At 59.7% G+C, this 17560-nt stretch carries 14 protein-coding genes; 13 read left to right on the top strand and 1 reads right to left on the bottom strand.

Annotated features, from left to right (window positions below; genetic code table 11):
- Window positions 1-117: 117 nt before the first annotated feature.
- From PYR65_RS23935 to PYR65_RS23945, 3 genes are all read left to right on the top strand, one after another.
- Window positions 118-1191 (top strand): 2,3-butanediol dehydrogenase, encoded by a 1074-nt coding sequence (locus PYR65_RS23935; RefSeq protein ID WP_276121251.1) that lies wholly within the window; start codon window positions 118-120, stop codon window positions 1189-1191.
- Between the two features lie 68 nt (window positions 1192-1259).
- On the top strand, window positions 1260-3059 hold the full coding sequence (locus PYR65_RS23940) for an NAD(P)/FAD-dependent oxidoreductase (RefSeq protein ID WP_276121252.1): 1800 nt from the start codon (window positions 1260-1262) through the stop codon (window positions 3057-3059).
- 251 nt (window positions 3060-3310) lie between these two features.
- Window positions 3311-5212, top strand: coding sequence for a potassium transporter Kup (locus PYR65_RS23945; protein WP_276121253.1), 1902 nt, complete (start codon window positions 3311-3313; stop codon window positions 5210-5212).
- A gap of 6 nt (window positions 5213-5218) precedes the next feature.
- Here PYR65_RS23945 and pdxR read toward each other — a convergent pair whose 3' ends face one another.
- Entirely contained in the window at window positions 5219-6679 is a 1461-nt protein-coding gene (pdxR, locus tag PYR65_RS23950; RefSeq protein WP_276121254.1) for a MocR-like pyridoxine biosynthesis transcription factor PdxR, read from the bottom strand.
- Between the two features lie 198 nt (window positions 6680-6877).
- Between pdxR and PYR65_RS23955 the strand changes: the two genes are divergently transcribed.
- The 10 genes from PYR65_RS23955 (at window position 6878) to PYR65_RS24000 (ending at window position 17506) form a co-directional block, all read left to right on the top strand.
- Entirely contained in the window at window positions 6878-8461 is a 1584-nt protein-coding gene (locus tag PYR65_RS23955) for an ABC transporter substrate-binding protein (RefSeq protein WP_276121255.1), read from the top strand.
- A gap of 82 nt (window positions 8462-8543) precedes the next feature.
- Window positions 8544-9383, top strand: coding sequence for an alkaline phosphatase family protein (locus PYR65_RS23960; RefSeq protein WP_276121256.1), 840 nt, complete (start codon window positions 8544-8546; stop codon window positions 9381-9383).
- 132 nt (window positions 9384-9515) lie between these two features.
- Window positions 9516-10418, top strand: coding sequence for a LysR family transcriptional regulator (locus PYR65_RS23965; protein ID WP_276121257.1), 903 nt, complete (start codon window positions 9516-9518; stop codon window positions 10416-10418).
- A 135-nt stretch (window positions 10419-10553) separates the two neighbouring features.
- Window positions 10554-11624, top strand: a complete 1071-nt coding sequence (locus PYR65_RS23970) for an aldo/keto reductase (RefSeq protein WP_276121258.1) — start codon at window positions 10554-10556, stop codon at window positions 11622-11624.
- Between the two features lie 126 nt (window positions 11625-11750).
- A complete protein-coding gene (locus tag PYR65_RS23975) occupies window positions 11751-12305 on the top strand; it encodes a nuclear transport factor 2 family protein (protein ID WP_407951356.1) in 555 nt (184 codons plus the stop codon).
- A gap of 113 nt (window positions 12306-12418) precedes the next feature.
- Entirely contained in the window at window positions 12419-12733 is a 315-nt protein-coding gene (locus PYR65_RS23980) for an Atu4866 domain-containing protein (RefSeq protein WP_060637334.1), read from the top strand.
- A 323-nt stretch (window positions 12734-13056) separates the two neighbouring features.
- Window positions 13057-13569: a sigma-70 family RNA polymerase sigma factor gene (locus PYR65_RS23985; RefSeq protein ID WP_060637387.1), complete on the top strand. Its 513-nt coding sequence runs from the start codon at window positions 13057-13059 to the stop codon at window positions 13567-13569.
- A gap of 112 nt (window positions 13570-13681) precedes the next feature.
- A complete protein-coding gene (locus tag PYR65_RS23990; RefSeq protein WP_276121260.1) occupies window positions 13682-14668 on the top strand; it encodes a FecR family protein in 987 nt (328 codons plus the stop codon).
- 115 nt (window positions 14669-14783) lie between these two features.
- Window positions 14784-17102 (top strand): TonB-dependent receptor, encoded by a 2319-nt coding sequence (locus PYR65_RS23995; RefSeq protein ID WP_276121261.1) that lies wholly within the window; start codon window positions 14784-14786, stop codon window positions 17100-17102.
- Window positions 17103-17215: 113 nt separating this feature from the next.
- Window positions 17216-17506 carry a DUF2218 domain-containing protein gene (locus PYR65_RS24000; RefSeq protein WP_276121262.1) on the top strand — a complete coding sequence of 97 codons (291 nt, stop codon included), beginning with the start codon at window positions 17216-17218 and terminating at the stop codon, window positions 17504-17506.
- The last annotated feature ends 54 nt before the right edge of the window (window positions 17507-17560 follow it).

Raw genomic sequence — 17560 nt, forward strand, 5'->3', positions numbered from 1 at the left:
GATTTAGTCAGGGTGGAGTTATCATAACCATCTGAAATACCTTTAGAAACTCCTTGGAATCCGATCTGGCACGCCGCTTGCTGACCTTCCTGTTCAAGAACAACAGGAGGACATGCAATGAAGGCACTGCGCTTTCACGCCGCCAAGGATCTGCGTATCGAAGACGTGACCGATCCCCCCGAGCCCGGCCCGGGCGAGGTGCTCGTCGACAACAAATTCTGCGGCATCTGCGGAACGGATCTGCACGAATATGCCTATGGCCCCATCTTCGTGCCAAAGGAACCGCATCCGTTTACCGGGGCGCATGGGCCGCAAATTCTCGGCCATGAATTCGGCGGCATCGTCAAGGCTGTCGGCGAGGGCGTCGATCATGTGAAGCCCGGCGACCGGGTGTCCATCCAGCCGCTCATCATGCCCCGCCAGGGCGATTATTATGCCGATCGCGGCCTCTTTCATCTGAGTGCAAATCTGGCACTCGCGGGTCTCTCCTGGCATTCCGGAGGGATGGCGCAGGCTGCCCTTCTCAACGGCTACAATGTCCAGCCCATTCCCGATGCGCTCTCGGACCAGGAAGCAGCCCTCATCGAACCGACCGCCGTTGCGGTCTATGCCTGCGACCGTGGCGGGGTGACGGCCGGCAACAGCGTGCTTGTTACCGGTGCCGGACCGATCGGCATTCTGGTTGCCATGGCCGCACGGGCCGCCGGTGCGTCGCAGATCTTCCTGTCCGATCTCAACGACACGCGATTGTCGCTGGCGCGGGAAGCACTTGGCGAGATCCGCACGATCAATCCGAAGAGCGAGATAGTGGGAAATGTCATCCGCGCCGAGACCGAAGGCAATGCCGGTTGCGATGTCGCCATCGAATGTGTCGGCAACGAACATGCGCTGAAAAACTGCGCGGATGCCGTGCGCAAGCAAGGCGTCGTCGTCCAGACCGGGCTTCATCCTGGCGAGAACCCGCTGAACTGGTTCGATGTCACCTTCAAGGACATCGATATCCGTGGCTCCTGGGCCTATCCCACCCACTACTGGCCCCGCGTGGCGCGGCTGATCGCCAGCGGCCAGATCCCGGCAAGCCGGATCGTCACCAAATATGTCTCGCTGAGCGAGGCGGTCACGGAAGGTTTCGACCAGTTGCTCGATCCCGCCGGCAAACACCTGAAAATCCTGATCGACCTGTCGCGATAGGCCGATCCATCCTTCGGGATGGTTGAGGAGCCGTCCCGTTTTTAAATTCAGCAGGAGGAGATACAAGAATGCTCGACAAGACCCCCACCACCCGCCTTCAGGCGCTTCTCGACACCTTCGGGACAGCGTTGGAATCCGGGCGGATCGACGACGCCGTCAGCCTGTTTGCAGAAGACTGCTACTGGCGCGATCTCGTCGCCTTCACCTGGAATTTGAAAACTGTCGAAGGCCGCGACCAGGTGCGCGACATGCTGCAGGCGCAGCTTGCAACGGCCAAACCTTCGAACTGGCGCGTCGCCGCTGGCGAGCAGGCCACGGAAGCCGACGGCGTGCTCGAAAGCTGGATCACGTTTGAAACGGCAACCGGACGCGGCTATGGCCTCGTGCGCTTCAAGAACGGCCAGATCTGGACGCTGCTGACGGCGCTGTCCGAGCTGAAGGGCCATGAGGAAAAATCCGGCTTTACCCGGCCGCTTGGGGCAAAGCATGGCAAGGAGCTCGGCGCCAAGACCTGGAAGGAGGAGCGCGAAGAGGAAGCCAGCACGCTCGGCTACGAAAAGCAGCCCTATACCGTCATCATCGGCGGCGGCCAGGGCGGCATCGCGCTCGGTGCGCGGCTGCGCCAGCTCGGCGTGCCGACGATCATTCTGGAAAAGAACGATCGTGCTGGAGACAGCTGGCGCAAGCGCTACAAGTCACTCTGCCTGCATGACCCCGTCTGGTACGACCACCTGCCCTATATCGATTTCCCGAAGAACTGGCCGGTCTTTGCGCCGAAAGACAAGATCGGCGACTGGCTGGAATTCTACACCAAGGTCATGGAGCTGAACTACTGGACCCGCTCCACCGCCAAATCGGCAAAATGGGATGAAGCGGCGAAGGAATGGACGATCGTCGTCGATCGCGATGGCGAGGAGGTCGTGCTCCGGCCCAAGCAGCTGGTATTTGCAACGGGCATGTCCGGCAAGGCGAATATTCCCGACTTTAACGGCCGGGACCGCTTTCTGGGCGAGCAGCATCATTCCTCACAACATCCGGGACCAGATGGCTACACAGGCAAAAAAGTCGTTGTCATCGGCTCAAACAATTCGGCCCATGACATCTGCGCCGCCCTCTACGAGGCAGGCGTCGATGTCACCATGATCCAGCGCTCGACGACCCATATCGTCAAGTCCGACACGCTGATGGATATCGGCCTGGGCTCGCTCTATTCCGAACAGGCGCTGGCAAACGGCGTAACGACAGCCAAGGCCGATCTGATCTTTGCTTCGCTACCCTACCGGATCATGCACGAATTCCAGATCCCGCTCTATGACAAGATGCGCGAGCGCGATGCGGACTTCTATGCAGCTCTGGAAAAGGCAGGCTTCCAGCTGGACTGGGGTACGGACGGCTCCGGTCTCTTCATGAAATATCTGCGCCGCGGCTCCGGCTATTATATCGACATCGGCGCCTCGCAGCTCATTATCGACGGCAAGGTCAAGCTTGCGGCCGGCCAGGTGGAGGAGATCACGGAGAATTCCATCAAGCTTTCGGATGGCACGGAAATTCCTGCCGATGTCATCGTCTATGCCACCGGCTACGGGTCGATGAATGGCTGGGTGGCCGATCTGATCGATCAGGAGACCGCAGACAAAGTGGGCAAGGTCTGGGGCCTCGGTTCGGACACGCCAAAAGATCCGGGACCCTGGGAGGGCGAGCAGCGCAACATGTGGAAACCGACGCAGCAGGAGGCATTGTGGTTCCATGGTGGAAACCTGCACCAGTCGCGCCACTATTCGCAATATCTGGCACTGCAGCTGAAGGCACGGATGGAAGGGCTGCCCGTCCCGGTCTACGCGCTTCAGCCTGTCCACCACAAGCGCTGAGCGTAAAGGGTTCAAGCCGCCTTGTTGGCCCGAAATGCAAGGCGGAGGCAGTGGGGAGCGGCGCAGTTCGCTCCTCACTGCTGCCTTTGTGCACGCTGTGACACAGGCGGCTTTGGGCTCTCCGGTTCTCCAAGCGGCCGCTGATGTGAAGACAACCTGAACTCTGTCGTGACAAGGCAATTGCCGCCGGCGCTGCATTGCACCATATAGGGGCGAGCAATTCACAGCGCCCTGAGGCGCCGGAGCACTTTATGACAGCGCCCATCGCCGCCGAGCCTTCCCAGAAGCCCGATACCCGCAAGTTTCTCGTCCTTCTTCTGGGCTCGATCGGCGTCGTCTACGGCGATATTGGCACGAGCCCTCTCTACGCGTTTCGCGAGGCGCTTCGTCCTTTTTCCCACGATGGCGTGAGCGAACAGGAAGTCGTCGGCCTGATCTCGCTGATGGTCTGGACACTGACGATCATCGTCACCTTCAAATATGTCCTGTTCCTGCTTCGAGCGGACAATGACGGCGAAGGCGGCACGCTGTCGCTATTGGCTTTGTTGATGAAGAAGACCGGCAGCTACATGCCTGTACTGTTCTTTGCCGGCATCATCGGCGCCGCACTCTTCATCGGTGACGCCATGATCACGCCCGCCCTTTCGGTCATGTCGGCGCTTGAGGGACTGAAACTGGTGACACCAGCCCTCTCCGGCTACGTCCTGCCGATGTCGGCAGCGATCATGGCCGGGCTGTTCCTGGTCCAGTCGAAGGGAACGGCAGCCGTATCGAATTTTTTCGGCCCGATCACGGTGGTCTGGTTTCTCGTCATGGCCTGGGGCGGCTTGCTTCATATCGGCGATGATGCGACGATCCTGCAGGCGCTCAATCCGGTCAATGCGGTCTGGTTCATCACCCATGCAGGTTTTGTCGGCCTCATCGTGCTCGGCGCCGTGTTTTTGACTGTGACGGGCGCCGAGGCGCTCTATGCCGATCTCGGCCATTTCGGCCGCAAGCCGATCCAGACTGCATGGTTCATCCTGGTCTTTCCAGCACTCGCGCTCAACTATCTTGGACAGGGCGCATTCGTCCTTGCCAACCCGGCGGCCGCCGATAATCCGTTCTATCTGATGTATCCCGAATGGGCGCTGCTGCCCGTTGTCATCCTGGCGACCATGGCCACCATCATTGCCAGCCAGGCTGTCATCACCGGAGCCTTTTCCCTTGCTCGCCAGGCGGTTCACCTCGGCTTCCTGCCGCGCCTGCAGATCACCTTTACCTCCGAGACGAATACGGGCCAGATCTACGTTCCGGCCGTGAACATGCTGCTGTTTGTCGGCGTTATCGTTTTGATCTTCGCCTTCGGCGATTCCGAATCGCTGGCGACTGCCTATGGTATCTCCGTCACCGGCGCGATGGTGGTGACGACCCTGATGTCCTTCCAGTTCCTGCGTTCCGTCTGGGGCTGGTCTGCGCTTTCCGCCGCAGCCATCCTCGTGCCGCTTCTCCTGCTTGAAACGATCTTCCTTGGCGCGAACCTTCTGAAGATTCATGATGGCGGCTGGGTTCCCGTGGCGCTTGCGCTCGGGATCATGGTTGTCATGTGGACCTGGACCAAGGGCTCGCGCCTGCTGCGCGAAAAGACCGCCCATCACGATATCCCGCTGGAAAAATTCATCCAGTCGATAACAACGTCGAAACATGCTCCGGCTACGGTTCCAGGAACCGCCGTTTTCCTCACCAGCGTTGGCGACAAGACACCGGCAGTCCTTCTGCACAACATCAAGCACAACCACGTCCTGCATGAAAAGAACGTCATCCTGACAGTCCGGACCTCCGAAAAGCCCTATGTCTCAGACGATGAACGCGCGGTCATAACCCCCATCAACGACAGGTTTGCACGGCTGGAACTCTGTTTCGGGTTCATGGACGAGCCGAATGTCTCCAAGGCGCTCGCCGTTTGCAAGAAGAAGGCGGGCTTCAAGTTCGAGATCATGCAGACCTCGTTCTATCTCGGCCGGCGCACGCTGATTGGCGACCCGAATTCCGGCCTGCCCCGCTGGCAGGACAGTCTCTACATCTCGCTCGCCGGGCTCGGGATCGATCCGTCAGCCTATTTCAAGCTTCCGGCAAACCGTGTCGTCGAGATCGGCGAGCAGGTGACGATTTAGCGGATATCACCTCTGATCGATACAGCGCCTCAGCAATTGTGTTCCGAGCTCAATCTCGTCTTCGTTTGACGCGGCAAAACCGATGAGAAGGGCCTTTCGGGGCGATGACCGGTTGGCATAGTAGTAAGACAGCTGTTCGACGCCGAGATTATGCTCCCGGCATCGGATCAGCACCGCGTCCTCGTCGATCGACTGATCCCTGTAGTAGCAAAGAATATAGAACCCAGCTGTAAAATCGGGCGGTTCGAAAATATCGGCGAAAGCGGTACGGATGATCTGCAAGAGCCGGGTCTGACGTTTCGCGTAAATCCGGCGCATGCGATGAAGATGACGGCTATAGTGCCCATCTTCGATGAGGCGGGCAACGATCTGCTCGGTAAACTGCGGCAATGCCCGGTAACGGACCTGGATCAAACGGCGGCATTTGGCGGCAAGCGCCCTTGGCATGATCATGTAGCCGACCCGCAAGGATTGCAGCAAGGACATGCTGAAGGCACCGACATAAATGACCTGGCCGGCCTGATCCAGAGCCTTCAGCGGTGGGATGGGCCCACCTTGATAGCGGAACTCGCTGCCCAGATCGTCCTCGATGATCAACGTGCCACGGTCGGCAGCCCAATGCAGCATTTCCAGCTTCCGTTTCATCGGCATGGCAATCGTCATCGGCTGCTGCTTTGCGGCCGTCACAAAGGCCAGCTTGACGTCGCGGCGATCGATCGTCTGCGGATTAGGACCGGAGGCGTCGACATGCATCGGCTCGATCCGGCAGCCATAGGACTGGAAAATCGATCGGATCGCCGCCATGCCCGGCTCCTCGAAGGCGATCGTATCTCCCGGATCAAGGAGCAGCTCGGCAAGAAGATTGACGGCGTGATGGGCACCGAGCGTGGTCACCACGTCCTCGGGATCGCACCGGATGCCGCGGCTGATGGCAATATGTTGGGCGATCTGCTGTTCCAGCAGCGACGGCGTGAGGATTTCCCGATAATTGACGATACGAAAATCGCACTTGGTAAAAACCTCCTTCGTCAGTTTTGACCATATTTGCACGGGAAACAGCCGGTGATCGGGCGTTGCCATGTGAAGATATTGCGATCCGTCATTGAGGGTGAGCGAGCTGCGCCATGACAGCGTCTTTGCGCGGCGCGAAATCAACGCGTCGAACTGGTCAGTGACCGGCTCGTCCCGCTGGATGGCCACACTGGACGTGATGGGGCTGCGCTTGGGGACGGTTTCGACATAGGTGCCGCTGCCCCGCGCGGAATTCAGATATCCTTCCGCGATCAGCTGATCGAGCGCCGTCACGGCAGTGAAACGGGAAATTCCCAGGCTCTCCGATAAAACGCGGGACGAGGGTATGCGGGTGCCGCCCGGAATGGCCCCGGACAGGATCATCTGCCGCAGCCCATCATAAAGTTGCAGGTAGAGCGGCAGCGCACTCTTTGCATCGAGTATCAGCCCGTCCAAACTGGACCCGTCGATCACGCGCGCGATAAGTCATCTCCATCGGGTGTTTCAAGGCCATGACAAGTGGACTGGTCGTTTTTCCGTTTTCTGGATATGTATCCAGCATTCTTTCCGGTCAATATCCACACACGATTTTCAAAAGGGCATCGCTGAACGGGCCGTGGCCCGGCAGATTTTGTCCGCAACGGGGGACTATCGATGGATGAATTGACCTACCTTTCAAACCTCGTTGCAAAGAGCCGGCTGTCGCGCCGGGATTTTCTCGGGCGCAGTGCCGCCTTGGGCGTGAGTGTTGCGATGGCCGGGTCCCTCTTGTCCACGGCTGTGCGCGCCGAAGGACCTGTACGCGGAGGCACGTTCAAGGTCGGCATGCAGGGCGGCGCATCGACCGACAGTCTCGATCCGGGTCTCGCCACCAACCAGGTCTCCGCGATGGTCAACCATCTCTGGGGCGAAACGCTGGTCTGGCTGGCGCCGGACGGTTCGCCCATTCCAGTGCTGGCCGAAGAATGGGTTGCCGCCCCCGACGCCAAGACATGGACCTTCAAGATTCGCAAGGGCGTGCAGTTCCACGACGGCAGGACATTGACCCCGCAAGACGTCGCCGCGACGATCGAACGGCATACGGATGCAAAGTCGAAATCCGGCGCGCTCGGCATCCTCAAGGACATCGACACCATCAAGGTGGATGGCGATACGGTTGTCTTTACGCTCAAGGAAAGCAATGCCGACATGCCGTTCCTGATGACCGATTATCATCTGGTCATTCAGCCAGATGGCGGAGCCGGCGCACCGGAAGCGGCGATTGGCACGGGGCCCTACAAGCTTGCCAGCAGCGAAGCTGGAGTGCGCTACAACGCGACCCGTTTCGAAAATTACTGGGAAACCGGCAAGGTCGGCTTTGCAGAACAGGTGGAAATCGTCGTTATCAACGACGCTACCGCACGCATCGCGGCCCTTCAGAGCGGCCAGGTTCACATGATCAACCGCATCGAGCCAAAGACCGTCCCCCTGCTCAAGAACATGCGCAAGGTCACCATCAAGAACGTTGCAGGCCGCGGCTTCTATCCCTTCAACATGTTCTGCGACACCGCCCCTTTCGACAACAAGGACCTGCGTCTCGCCCTGAAATTCGCGATGGATCGCGAAACGATGCTCAAGCGCATTCTCTTTGGCTATGGCTCGATCGGCAACGATACGCCGATCAACAAGACCTATCCGCTTTTCGAAGACATCGAACAGCGCAACTACGACCCCGACAAGGCCGCCTTCCACTTCAAGAAATCCGGCCACACAGGCAGCATTCTGCTGCGCACGTCCGAGGTTGCCTTCCCCGGTGCCGTGGATGCAGCCGTCCTCTACCAGGAAAGCGCCAAGAAAGGCGGCATCGACATCGAGGTCAAACGCGAGCCGGGTGACGGATATTGGTCGAACGTCTGGAATACCCAGCCCTTTGCGACCTCCTATTGGGGCGGGCGGCCGACCCAGGATCAGATGTATTCGACAGGCTACCTCTCGACAGCCGACTGGAACGATACCCGTTTCAAGAATGTGAGCTTCGACACGATGTTGATCACAGCGCGCGGAGAACTGGACGAGGCCAAGCGGCGGGGAATGTACCAGGACATGGCGGTCATGATGCGGGACGAAGGCGGATTGATCGTGCCGATGTTCAACGACTTCATCGACGGCATCAGCGAAAACGTCGCGGGCTGGGTGGACAATCCGGCCGGGGAACTGATGAATGGAGACGCGCCGCTGCGCTGCTGGCTCAACGCCTGAAACATTGTCAGCAACACGACCCGCCGCGCCGCCTTTGAGAAAGTGCGGCGTATCCGGCCAGCACAGGTAACCGGACAACACCATGCCTCTTCGCAACAAACTTCTGCTTATCATTCTCGACGGCCAGCCCTGGCGCACCGCGCGGCGGCTCATGGGCAATCTCGAGGGTTGGGTCCAGGCCGGCGAGGCGCAGGTGTGGAAGATGCGCTCCGTGCTGCCATCCACCTCGGCATCCTGCTATGCCTCGATCCATACCGGCGTGCCGCCCCAGGTCCACGGCGTCCTGTCCAACGAGACGCTGTTTCGCGTCGAGCAGCCCGACATCTTCTCCGAAGTTTCAAAAGTCGGCGGCAAGACCGGCGCCGTGACGCATTCCTTCTGGTCGACCTTCTTTCAACGTGCGCCCTTCGACATGGTGCGCGACATCGAATATGATGAAGCGGAAGGACCCATCCATCATGGCCGGTTTCACACGATGGCGGGCTATAATCATCAAAACCAGATGACCCCCAGCGATCTCGATCTGTTCGCAACGCTCACCATGCTGACCGAGCGCCATGCCATCGACTACGGTATCTTGCATACCTGCACCCTCGACAGCATGGGTCACCGCTATGGCCATGATTGCACGCAGATGGACGCGGCCTGCTTCACAATCGACGCGCAACTGGCAGCCTTCCTGCCGCGCTGGCGCAAGAATGGCTACGAGGTCATCGTCACGGCCGATCATGGCCAGACCGACCGCGGACATCACGGCGGCCATGACGATGAGATGCAGGACTTTGCCTTCTACTGGTTCGGAAGCGGCGAAGGCCCCCCTGCCGAAACCCTGCTCGACCAGCTCGATCTCGCACCCACCGTCCTGTCCAGGCTTGGCGTCCCGATCCCGGCGAGCATGAAGGGCAAGCCATTCCTGTTTTGACGGCGGGAACCTGCACGAGCCATTGACTGGAACAAGCAGTGCCGGGCCGCCGGATGTTGACGTGCCGGTCAGAGTCGGCACATTGCCTGGTTTCGTCCAGCAATCACAGCAGTCAATGGCGGCCCTCATCTTATGGCAACGGATTTCACCGGTATTTCGATCTTCATTGCGGTTGCTGAAGCCGGCAGCTTTCGCCTGGCGTCCGAACGGCTCGGCGTCACGCGGTCGGCGGTGAGCCAGTCTATCCGCCGGATCGAAGACCGGCTTGGCGTTGCGCTGATCCAGAGAACCACCCGCAGCCTCATCCTGACCGAGGCAGGCCGCAAACTCTACGATCGTGTTGCGCCGGCGATGAGCGATGTCGGCCAGGCGATCGAGGATGCCGGGGGCGAGGCACGGCCATCGGGAACGTTGCGGCTGGCGGTCTCGTCCATTGCCGAGCGCTTCCTGGATGGATCGCTGTTTACAGAGTTTGTGTCCGCCTGTCCGGATGTCACGCTGGATGTGACCATCACCGACGAAACGATCGATATCGTCTTTGAAGGTTTCGACGCGGGCGTGCGATTGGGAGAGGTGCTGGAACAGGATATGGTGGCATTGCCGGTGTCAGGCGAGCAGCGGCAGATCGCCGTCGCCAGCCCGGGCTACCTCAAACTCAATCCAGCGCCCACGCATCCGCGCGACCTGGTCGGACATCGCTGTATTGGCTGGCGTCCGTCCCGCGACGTCGCGCCCTACCGATGGGAGTTTACCGAACAGGGACGCGACTTCGCCGTCGCCGTTCAGCCTGCCGTTACGACGAACGAAATGCGGGTCATGGTCAACACTGCTCTCTGCGGCGGTGGAATTACCTGCGGAATGGAAGAGCTGTTCCAACCCTATATCGTCAGCGGCGAACTGGTGGCTGTGCTGCAGGACTATTGCCAGCCCTTTGCCGGCTTCTATCTCTTCTACCCCAGCCGACGGAACGTTCCGCCCAAACTGCGGGCGTTCTTGGATCATGTCAGACGCTGGCGTCAAACGGCGCTGCGATAGATCACCAGGCAGCATTGGTGACTTAATCTAACCAACCCATTCAGAAATGGTTAGCTGCCGCACCAGATGCAGATCGGCTAGGTTCTTGTTCAGGAAACACGGCGGCAATCCGCCGGCAGAACAAGGATTGAAAAGATGGAGTATAAGCAACTCGGCAATACGGGCCTGCTCGTATCCCGCCTATGCCTGGGAACGATGACATTCAGCGATGGCGGCGGCATTTATGCCCATATTGGCAATGTCGGTCAGGCGGGCGCCGACGAACTGGTGAACGCTGCCATCAACGCCGGCATCAATTTCTTCGATACCGCCGACATCTACTCCGACGGCCAGAGCGAGCAGACCCTCGGGCAGTCGTTCCGCAACCTTGACCTTGCCCGTGGCGACGTGGTGCTCGCGACCAAGGGATATATGCGAACCGGACCTGGCCGCAACTCCATCGGTGCCTCACGCAAACACATCGTGGAGGCTGTCGAAGCGAGCCTGAAAAGGCTTGGTACCGACTATATCGATCTCTACCAAATCCATCAGAGCGACAGCATCACGCCGATCGAGGAAACGCTGCGCGCACTTGATGACCTCGTTCGTCACGGCAAGGTGCGTTATACCGGATGCTCCAACTGGCCGGTCTGGAAAATTGCGACGGCGTTCGGCGCGTCCGAGCGTTTGCACCTTGCGCGTTTCGAAACCGTCCAGGCCTATTATTCGCTGGCCGGCCGCGACGTCGAACGGGAGATGATCCCGCTTCTTGATCATCAGCGCGGCGGCCTGCTGGTCTGGAGCCCTTTGGCCGGCGGCTTGCTGTCGGGCAAGTATGACCGGAATAACCAGACGCCGCAGGGTGCCCGGCGCTCGGGCTTCGATTTCCCGATCGTGGACAAGGAACGCGCCTGGAATATCATCGACGCGCTGCGGCCGGTCGCGCAGGCCCATGAGACCAGCATAGCACGGGTGGCTTTAGCCTGGTTGCTGTCACGCCAGGCGGTGACCTCGGTCATCGTCGGAGCAAAACGGCTCGACCAGCTTGAGGACAATCTGGCTGCAGCAGATCTGAAGCTCAGCGACGACGACCTGGCTAAACTCGATGCGGTGAGCCAACTGCCGCCCGAATATCCCGGCTGGATGGTGGACACGCAAGGTGCCGACCGGCTTGGTCCACTCGATCTGTGGAAGAACGCAAGGACCGCGGCATCACCGCAGTCGTGATCCGTCGCCCCCCATTGGCTCGCTCTCCGCGCTGAACAACCCTTTTCAACCCGGTTCATGCACCGGCAGCCTTTTCCCTCTCCAACATCCCAACAAAGGACTGAGACAATGACCCCCATGTCCCGGATATATTTCCCGCTTGCTGCAAGCCGCAACGTGGTCGCGGCAAGCCGCAACGTGATGGCCACATTGGTGTTCCTGGCCATCACCGGATCGGCACATGCCGAAGGCACCGTGGCGGCTGTCCGGCCGGAAATCCAGGGCACCGGCCTTGAGACGCAGAACAAGGCGATCGTTCGTTCGGCTTTTGAAACCTGGCGGACAGGCGGCAACATCTTTGCAGAGCTTCTCTCGCCCGACGTCGTCTGGACGATCCATGGCTCCGGCCCGGTCGCGGGCACCTACCGGGGTCTGAAGGATTTCACCGAACGCGGCTCCAGCCCCCTGACCAGCCGTCTCAGCACCCCTATCTTGCCAGAGGTCCACGCTGTCGTTGCCGATGGAGACACGGTCATCATCCGCTTTGACGGCTCGGCAACGACAACCTCGGGCGCGCCTTACCGCAACCAGTTCGTCTGGATCTTCAAGATGAAGGACGGTTCCGTCACCGAGGCCGAGGCCTTTCTGGATCTGGCCGCCTACCAGCGCGTGGTCGATAACAATGAGCCCCGCGCCCGATAGGCACCCGCGACCCCTCCGGCATAGCGCGGCCACCCCGCCCTATGCCGGAGCCAGCCACACGCTCACAAAACCCACCCCACAACGGGGCAGCCAATCATCCTGGGAGACCAGCCATGCGGCATGTGTTTGCTTTCCTGATAACCGCCACTCTTTTTGCTCAAACCGCTCAAGCTGAGGACACCACCATGCAACCGCACCATCCCTATACCGGCCTCTGGGTGACCGACGATGGTCACGTCCGCCACGAACTCCTGCCATCGGGACGCTATGTCGAGGCACGCGGCACACGCGAACGCGCCTATGAGGGCCGCTATGAAGTCTCCGGCCAGCATATCGAATACTGGGACGACACCGGCTTCACCGCCGATGGCGACTTCGTGGATGCAGATACCCTGCATCACGGCGGCATGGTCTTGCGGCGGAGGTAGGCTTGGTTCTCCATCCTTGTTGATGACTGCTATTGGCTTCGATCGTCTGCCACTTGATTTTGAATGAGGCTTGCAGTGTGCATCAAAAGCCTTCGGCGATTGATGATATCCGCTTCGCCCGTGTTCGGACTTTGCAACGGGATTTCGTGCCGAGAGGTCAAAAATAAAATATGAGCATCGCAGACAAGTTTAATTCCTCGTGTTATAGGCAGCCGCTCGCATGATTTAGGCTTGGCGGACATGAACGGGATGATGCGCATAGAAGGCAGCGAAGAAAACCGGTGGCGTGCGGGCGGGACCTCTGCTGCAGATGGTCTTGGCCTATGATCGATGTCGATGCACGGCACGAAGTCTACATCGCCAACCGCAAGGCGTTGATTGCCTATGCCACGCGGATTCTTGGCTCGCGGGAAGTGGCTGAAGACATCGTGCAGGATGCCTTCCTGCGGTTCTCACCGGCCAATGCAAATACCGGCACATCGGCGCAGACACTTGCCTATCTCTATAAGATCGTGCGCAACCTTTCCTTCGATTTTCTGAAGCGCCAGAAAGTCGAGATGCGGGAAAAGCAGAACGAACCACCCTTCTGGTCGATCCCGAACGAATTGCCGACGCCGGAAGATTTTGTTGTCGTGACGGATGAGGTGCGGCAGATATCTCGGATTCTGGATGATCTTCCTGCCGATGTGCGCACAGCGCTTGAGATGCACCGGTTCGGCGGATACAATCTGGAAGAGATTGCGGCCCATCTGGGGATCTCGGTTGCGACCGCCCATCGTCATGTCCGCACAGCCATGGTGCGGGTGGCGACGATGCTGGTTGCAAATGCGTCGTGAAATACTGTCATCCGTATGAAAAAAATTCTATCGCAGTTCGTCTTTATCCAGGAGAGGATGGTTCGGCGAGACATGTCCGACGTGACATCAGCCGATCGCTGCAGGTACGATTTTGACTGAGATTAACACCATACCGCCCGCGATCCTGGAAGAAGCCATGGACTGGTTTCTCACCCTGAAGGCGCGTCCGGACTGTCGGCAGACGGAAGAAGAGTTTCAGGCGTGGCGATCCCGCTCGCTTGTGCATGCGCGCGCCTGGGAACAGGCGCTGAAAACCTGGAAATTGCTGGGCGAAGTGCCGCCGGTCTACGAGCATCTCTGGCGGCCTGCCCCGTCCCCTGCGGCCACCCCACGACCGCAACGCCGCCGCTGGAAGCGGTGGACGGCCGGGATCGGCGTGGCGCTTGCCGCCAGCACTTTCCTCTTGCTTGCCGGACCGTCGCTTCTGATCCGCTGGCAGGCGGATCATGTCACCAGCACGGCCGAAACCCGAACCCTCACGCTGGAGGATGGAACCGTCATCGAGATGGGCGCAGACAGTGCGCTTGCCACCGAGATCACGCCGTCCGCCCGCCGGGTCACGCTCCTTTCCGGCGAGGCGTTCTTCGACGTCGCGCATGACGCCTCGCGTCCGTTCACGGTCAATGCCGGTGGCGTCGCGGTTGCGGTTCTCGGCACGGCGTTCGACGTCCAGCTGTCGGATAACGCAACGACGGTGGAACTTGCGCGCGGGACTGTTGCCATTTCCTATGACGGTCCGGACCACAAGCAAAATTTCGAACTTGCGCCCGGGCAGATGGCGGCAGTCGATCATAAAACCGGGGCGGTGATGCGCGATGCGATTGCGCCGGAGGATATCGCCGCCTGGAGAAGCGGGCGGATGTTTGTCAATGACATCACCGTCGGCGCTGCTACCGAGCGGTTGCAGCGTTACCATCCGGCCTGGATCAGCATACCCGACCCGGCGCTTGCCTCCCGCCGCGTGACCGGTCTCTACGATCTGAAGAACCCGGACGCAGCCCTTGAGGCGATCGTCAAACCGTTTGGCGGCAGGGTTCGCGAGGTGACACCCTACGGCCGTGTGCTCAGCCGATTTTAAGCTGACAAAAACAATCAAGAAAAATTCCGATTGGATGAAAAAAAATCGGAAGCCGGTCGTCTTTGGTTTGAAGCGCATGCCTGGGACGTTGCGCGGGAAACCGAGACTGAGTTAAATGCGTTCGCAGACAGGCCGCAACGGCAACAGATTTTTGACAGCAAGGCATAGCCGCGCCCACGGCCTGCGCCTGCTTGCCACGTCGGCGGTCATCGCACTGACGCCGCTTGACCCGGCATCGCTCTCTCCCGCCTCGGCGCAGGACAAGACGTCCCGGCTGAACGGCACCCAAAGTTTCAACATCCCCTCCCAGCCGCTTCCCGGGGCATTAAATGCCTTCGGGCGGCAATCGGGCCTTCAGGTGACGCTTGCCGCCGCCACGTCGCGCGGCGTTCGGTCAAACGCGGTCAGCGGCACGCTAGAGCCGCAGCAGGCGCTGGCACAGCTTTTGTCCGGCACTGGCATTTCCTACCAGATCACCGGCGGCACGGCCGTGATCGGCCAGGCCGCGTCCTCCGGCGATGGAACGGCAGCGGCGAGGGCGGCTGGCGCGACCGCGCTTGAACCGATCTCCGTCTTCGGCGAGAGCGGCACTCTTGGCGCCGGTGAAATCCAGATCTCTGCAAAGGATCTGGAGCGGACGAACCCGGCCAGCATTGCCGATGTCTTTTCCGGCGAGCCGGGTATTTCGGTCGGCAGTTCGCTGCCGATGTCGCAGAAGGTTTATGTCCACGGCATCGAGGAAAACAACCTGGCTGTGACCGTCGATGGCAGCCGCCAGAACAACAAGGTCTTCCACCATGCCGGCACCAACCTGATCGATCCCATGCTGCTCAAGGCCGTCAGCGTCGATGCGGGCGTGGCGCCTGCCGATGCCGGTCCGGGCGCCCTTGGTGGCGCCATTGCCTATGAAACCAAGGATGCCCGCGATCTTCTCGATGGCGATGGTTTTGGTGGCTTTGTCACCTCAAGCTACAACTTCAACAGCGATACCGTGACGACCGGAATAGCCGCCTACGGCCTCCACGAAGGCCTGGAATTCCTCGGCGCTTTCAACTTCGGGAAGGGCCACGGCTTCACGGCGGGCAACGGCGAGAATGTCGAGGGAACCAGCACAGACATCCTGAGTGGACTTGGAAAACTCGGTTACGAGTTCGACAGTGGCGACCGGATCGAAATCAGCCATGAGCGCATCCACGATGAAGCACCCCGGCCCTATCGCGCCAATGCCGGGTTTGTCGATCCTGGACGGCCCTGGAAGGAGCCGACGATCCGCGACTATATTCTGGATCGCCAAAACACCGTGTTGACATATACGGACAGCACCCCGGAAGGCTGGTGGGATCCGAAGCTTGTGCTCGCCTATAGCAGAACCGAACTGGAAACGACTGTTTTCCTCGACCCCCGCTTCGACATTGCGCCCTATGCAGCGATCGGCACGACCGAAAGTTTGAACGGCAAGTTCGAGAACAAATTCTCCCTCGATATCGGCACTATCGTCGCCGGCGTCGATTTCTACAGCGACAAGGCTGACCTTGAGGACGCGTTCGATCCGGGAACGGAAAAATCCCGCAATATCGGCCTCTACGCGCAAGCCCGGATCGAGCCCTGGGACCGCATGCGGCTTTCTTTCGGCGGACGGGGCGATAGTCAAAAGTTCACCGGAACCACCGGCGAAGACTGGAATAATTCCGGTCTCAGCGGCAATGTTTCCGGCGAATACGATCTGATCGCGGATGTCCTCATCGCCAAGGCCGGTTATTCGCATGTCTGGGCGGGCCCCACACTCGCCGAAAACTTCGTTGTGAACCCCAGATGGGACTATAGCAGCGGGCCGAAGCCCGTCACGGCGGATAACTATAATATCGGGCTGGAAGCCAACTATAACGATTTCACTGTTGAAGGCAGCGTCTTCCAGACAAGGCTTGATGATGCCCGAGCCCCACGTTTTGCAATCGCGCGCGCGATCGAGACACATGACGTCCGCTCAACTGGCTTTGAAATCGGTGGGGGCTATAGCTGGGGCGACGGCTTCTTCAAGGTGAAATACGCTGATATCGATGTGGAAATCGATGGAAAGCCGGCCGATTCCGATATCGGCACCTATCTCGCCGCACCGGCGGGCCAGATCATCACCGTGCAGGCGGTTCATACCTTCACGGATTGGGGTATCACGCTCGGCGCCGACGCAGAAATTGCGCTCGACTATGATCACGTAGCGCCAGGCAGCAAACCCTATCAGAGCTACCAGGTCTTCAACGCCTTCCTTGAGTACAAACCCCCGACCCGGCCGAACCTGACGTTCAGGGCGGATATCAAGAACATCTTCGACGAGACCTATTCCGACCGCGCCACCTATGGCCAGGAATTTGCCAACGTGGTCCCGCTCTATGAGCAGGGCCGCGCCTTCATCCTGACCGCAAGGGCGACGTTCTGACCGGCTGATTGCATCGCCGGTCCGGCGATGCGCGAAAGACGAGAGTGGGAAACCGGCGAAACATCGCCGCAGGCCGCTCTCCAAGACCCAAAGTCGAAAGACAGGAGTTCCAGATGCAAGAAGCGACAACCCGTTTTGCGACGGAAAACGGCCAGAAATATCTGACCCAGCTCTGCAAGCATTTCGCCCACAAGATCGACGTCACCCAAGCGGACGATCAGGGAGAGCTCAGATTTTCCTGCGGAACAGGATATCTTCAAGCCGATCCGGATGGCCTCAACATCCGGGTGCAGTCGCCCGACGAGGCCAATCTGACTGACACCAAATCCGTGGTCGAGGATCACCTCCTGCGGTTCGCGTTCCGGGAAAACAGCGGCCCCCTTCTATGGCAGCCGCCCGGCTGACGGTCGAAGAGACAAACCGAATTCATCCATGAATTTCATCGCGTTGGATGACAA

The organism is Pararhizobium qamdonense, from assembly GCF_029277445.1.
GTDB classification, from domain to species: domain Bacteria; phylum Pseudomonadota; class Alphaproteobacteria; order Rhizobiales; family Rhizobiaceae; genus Pararhizobium; species Pararhizobium qamdonense.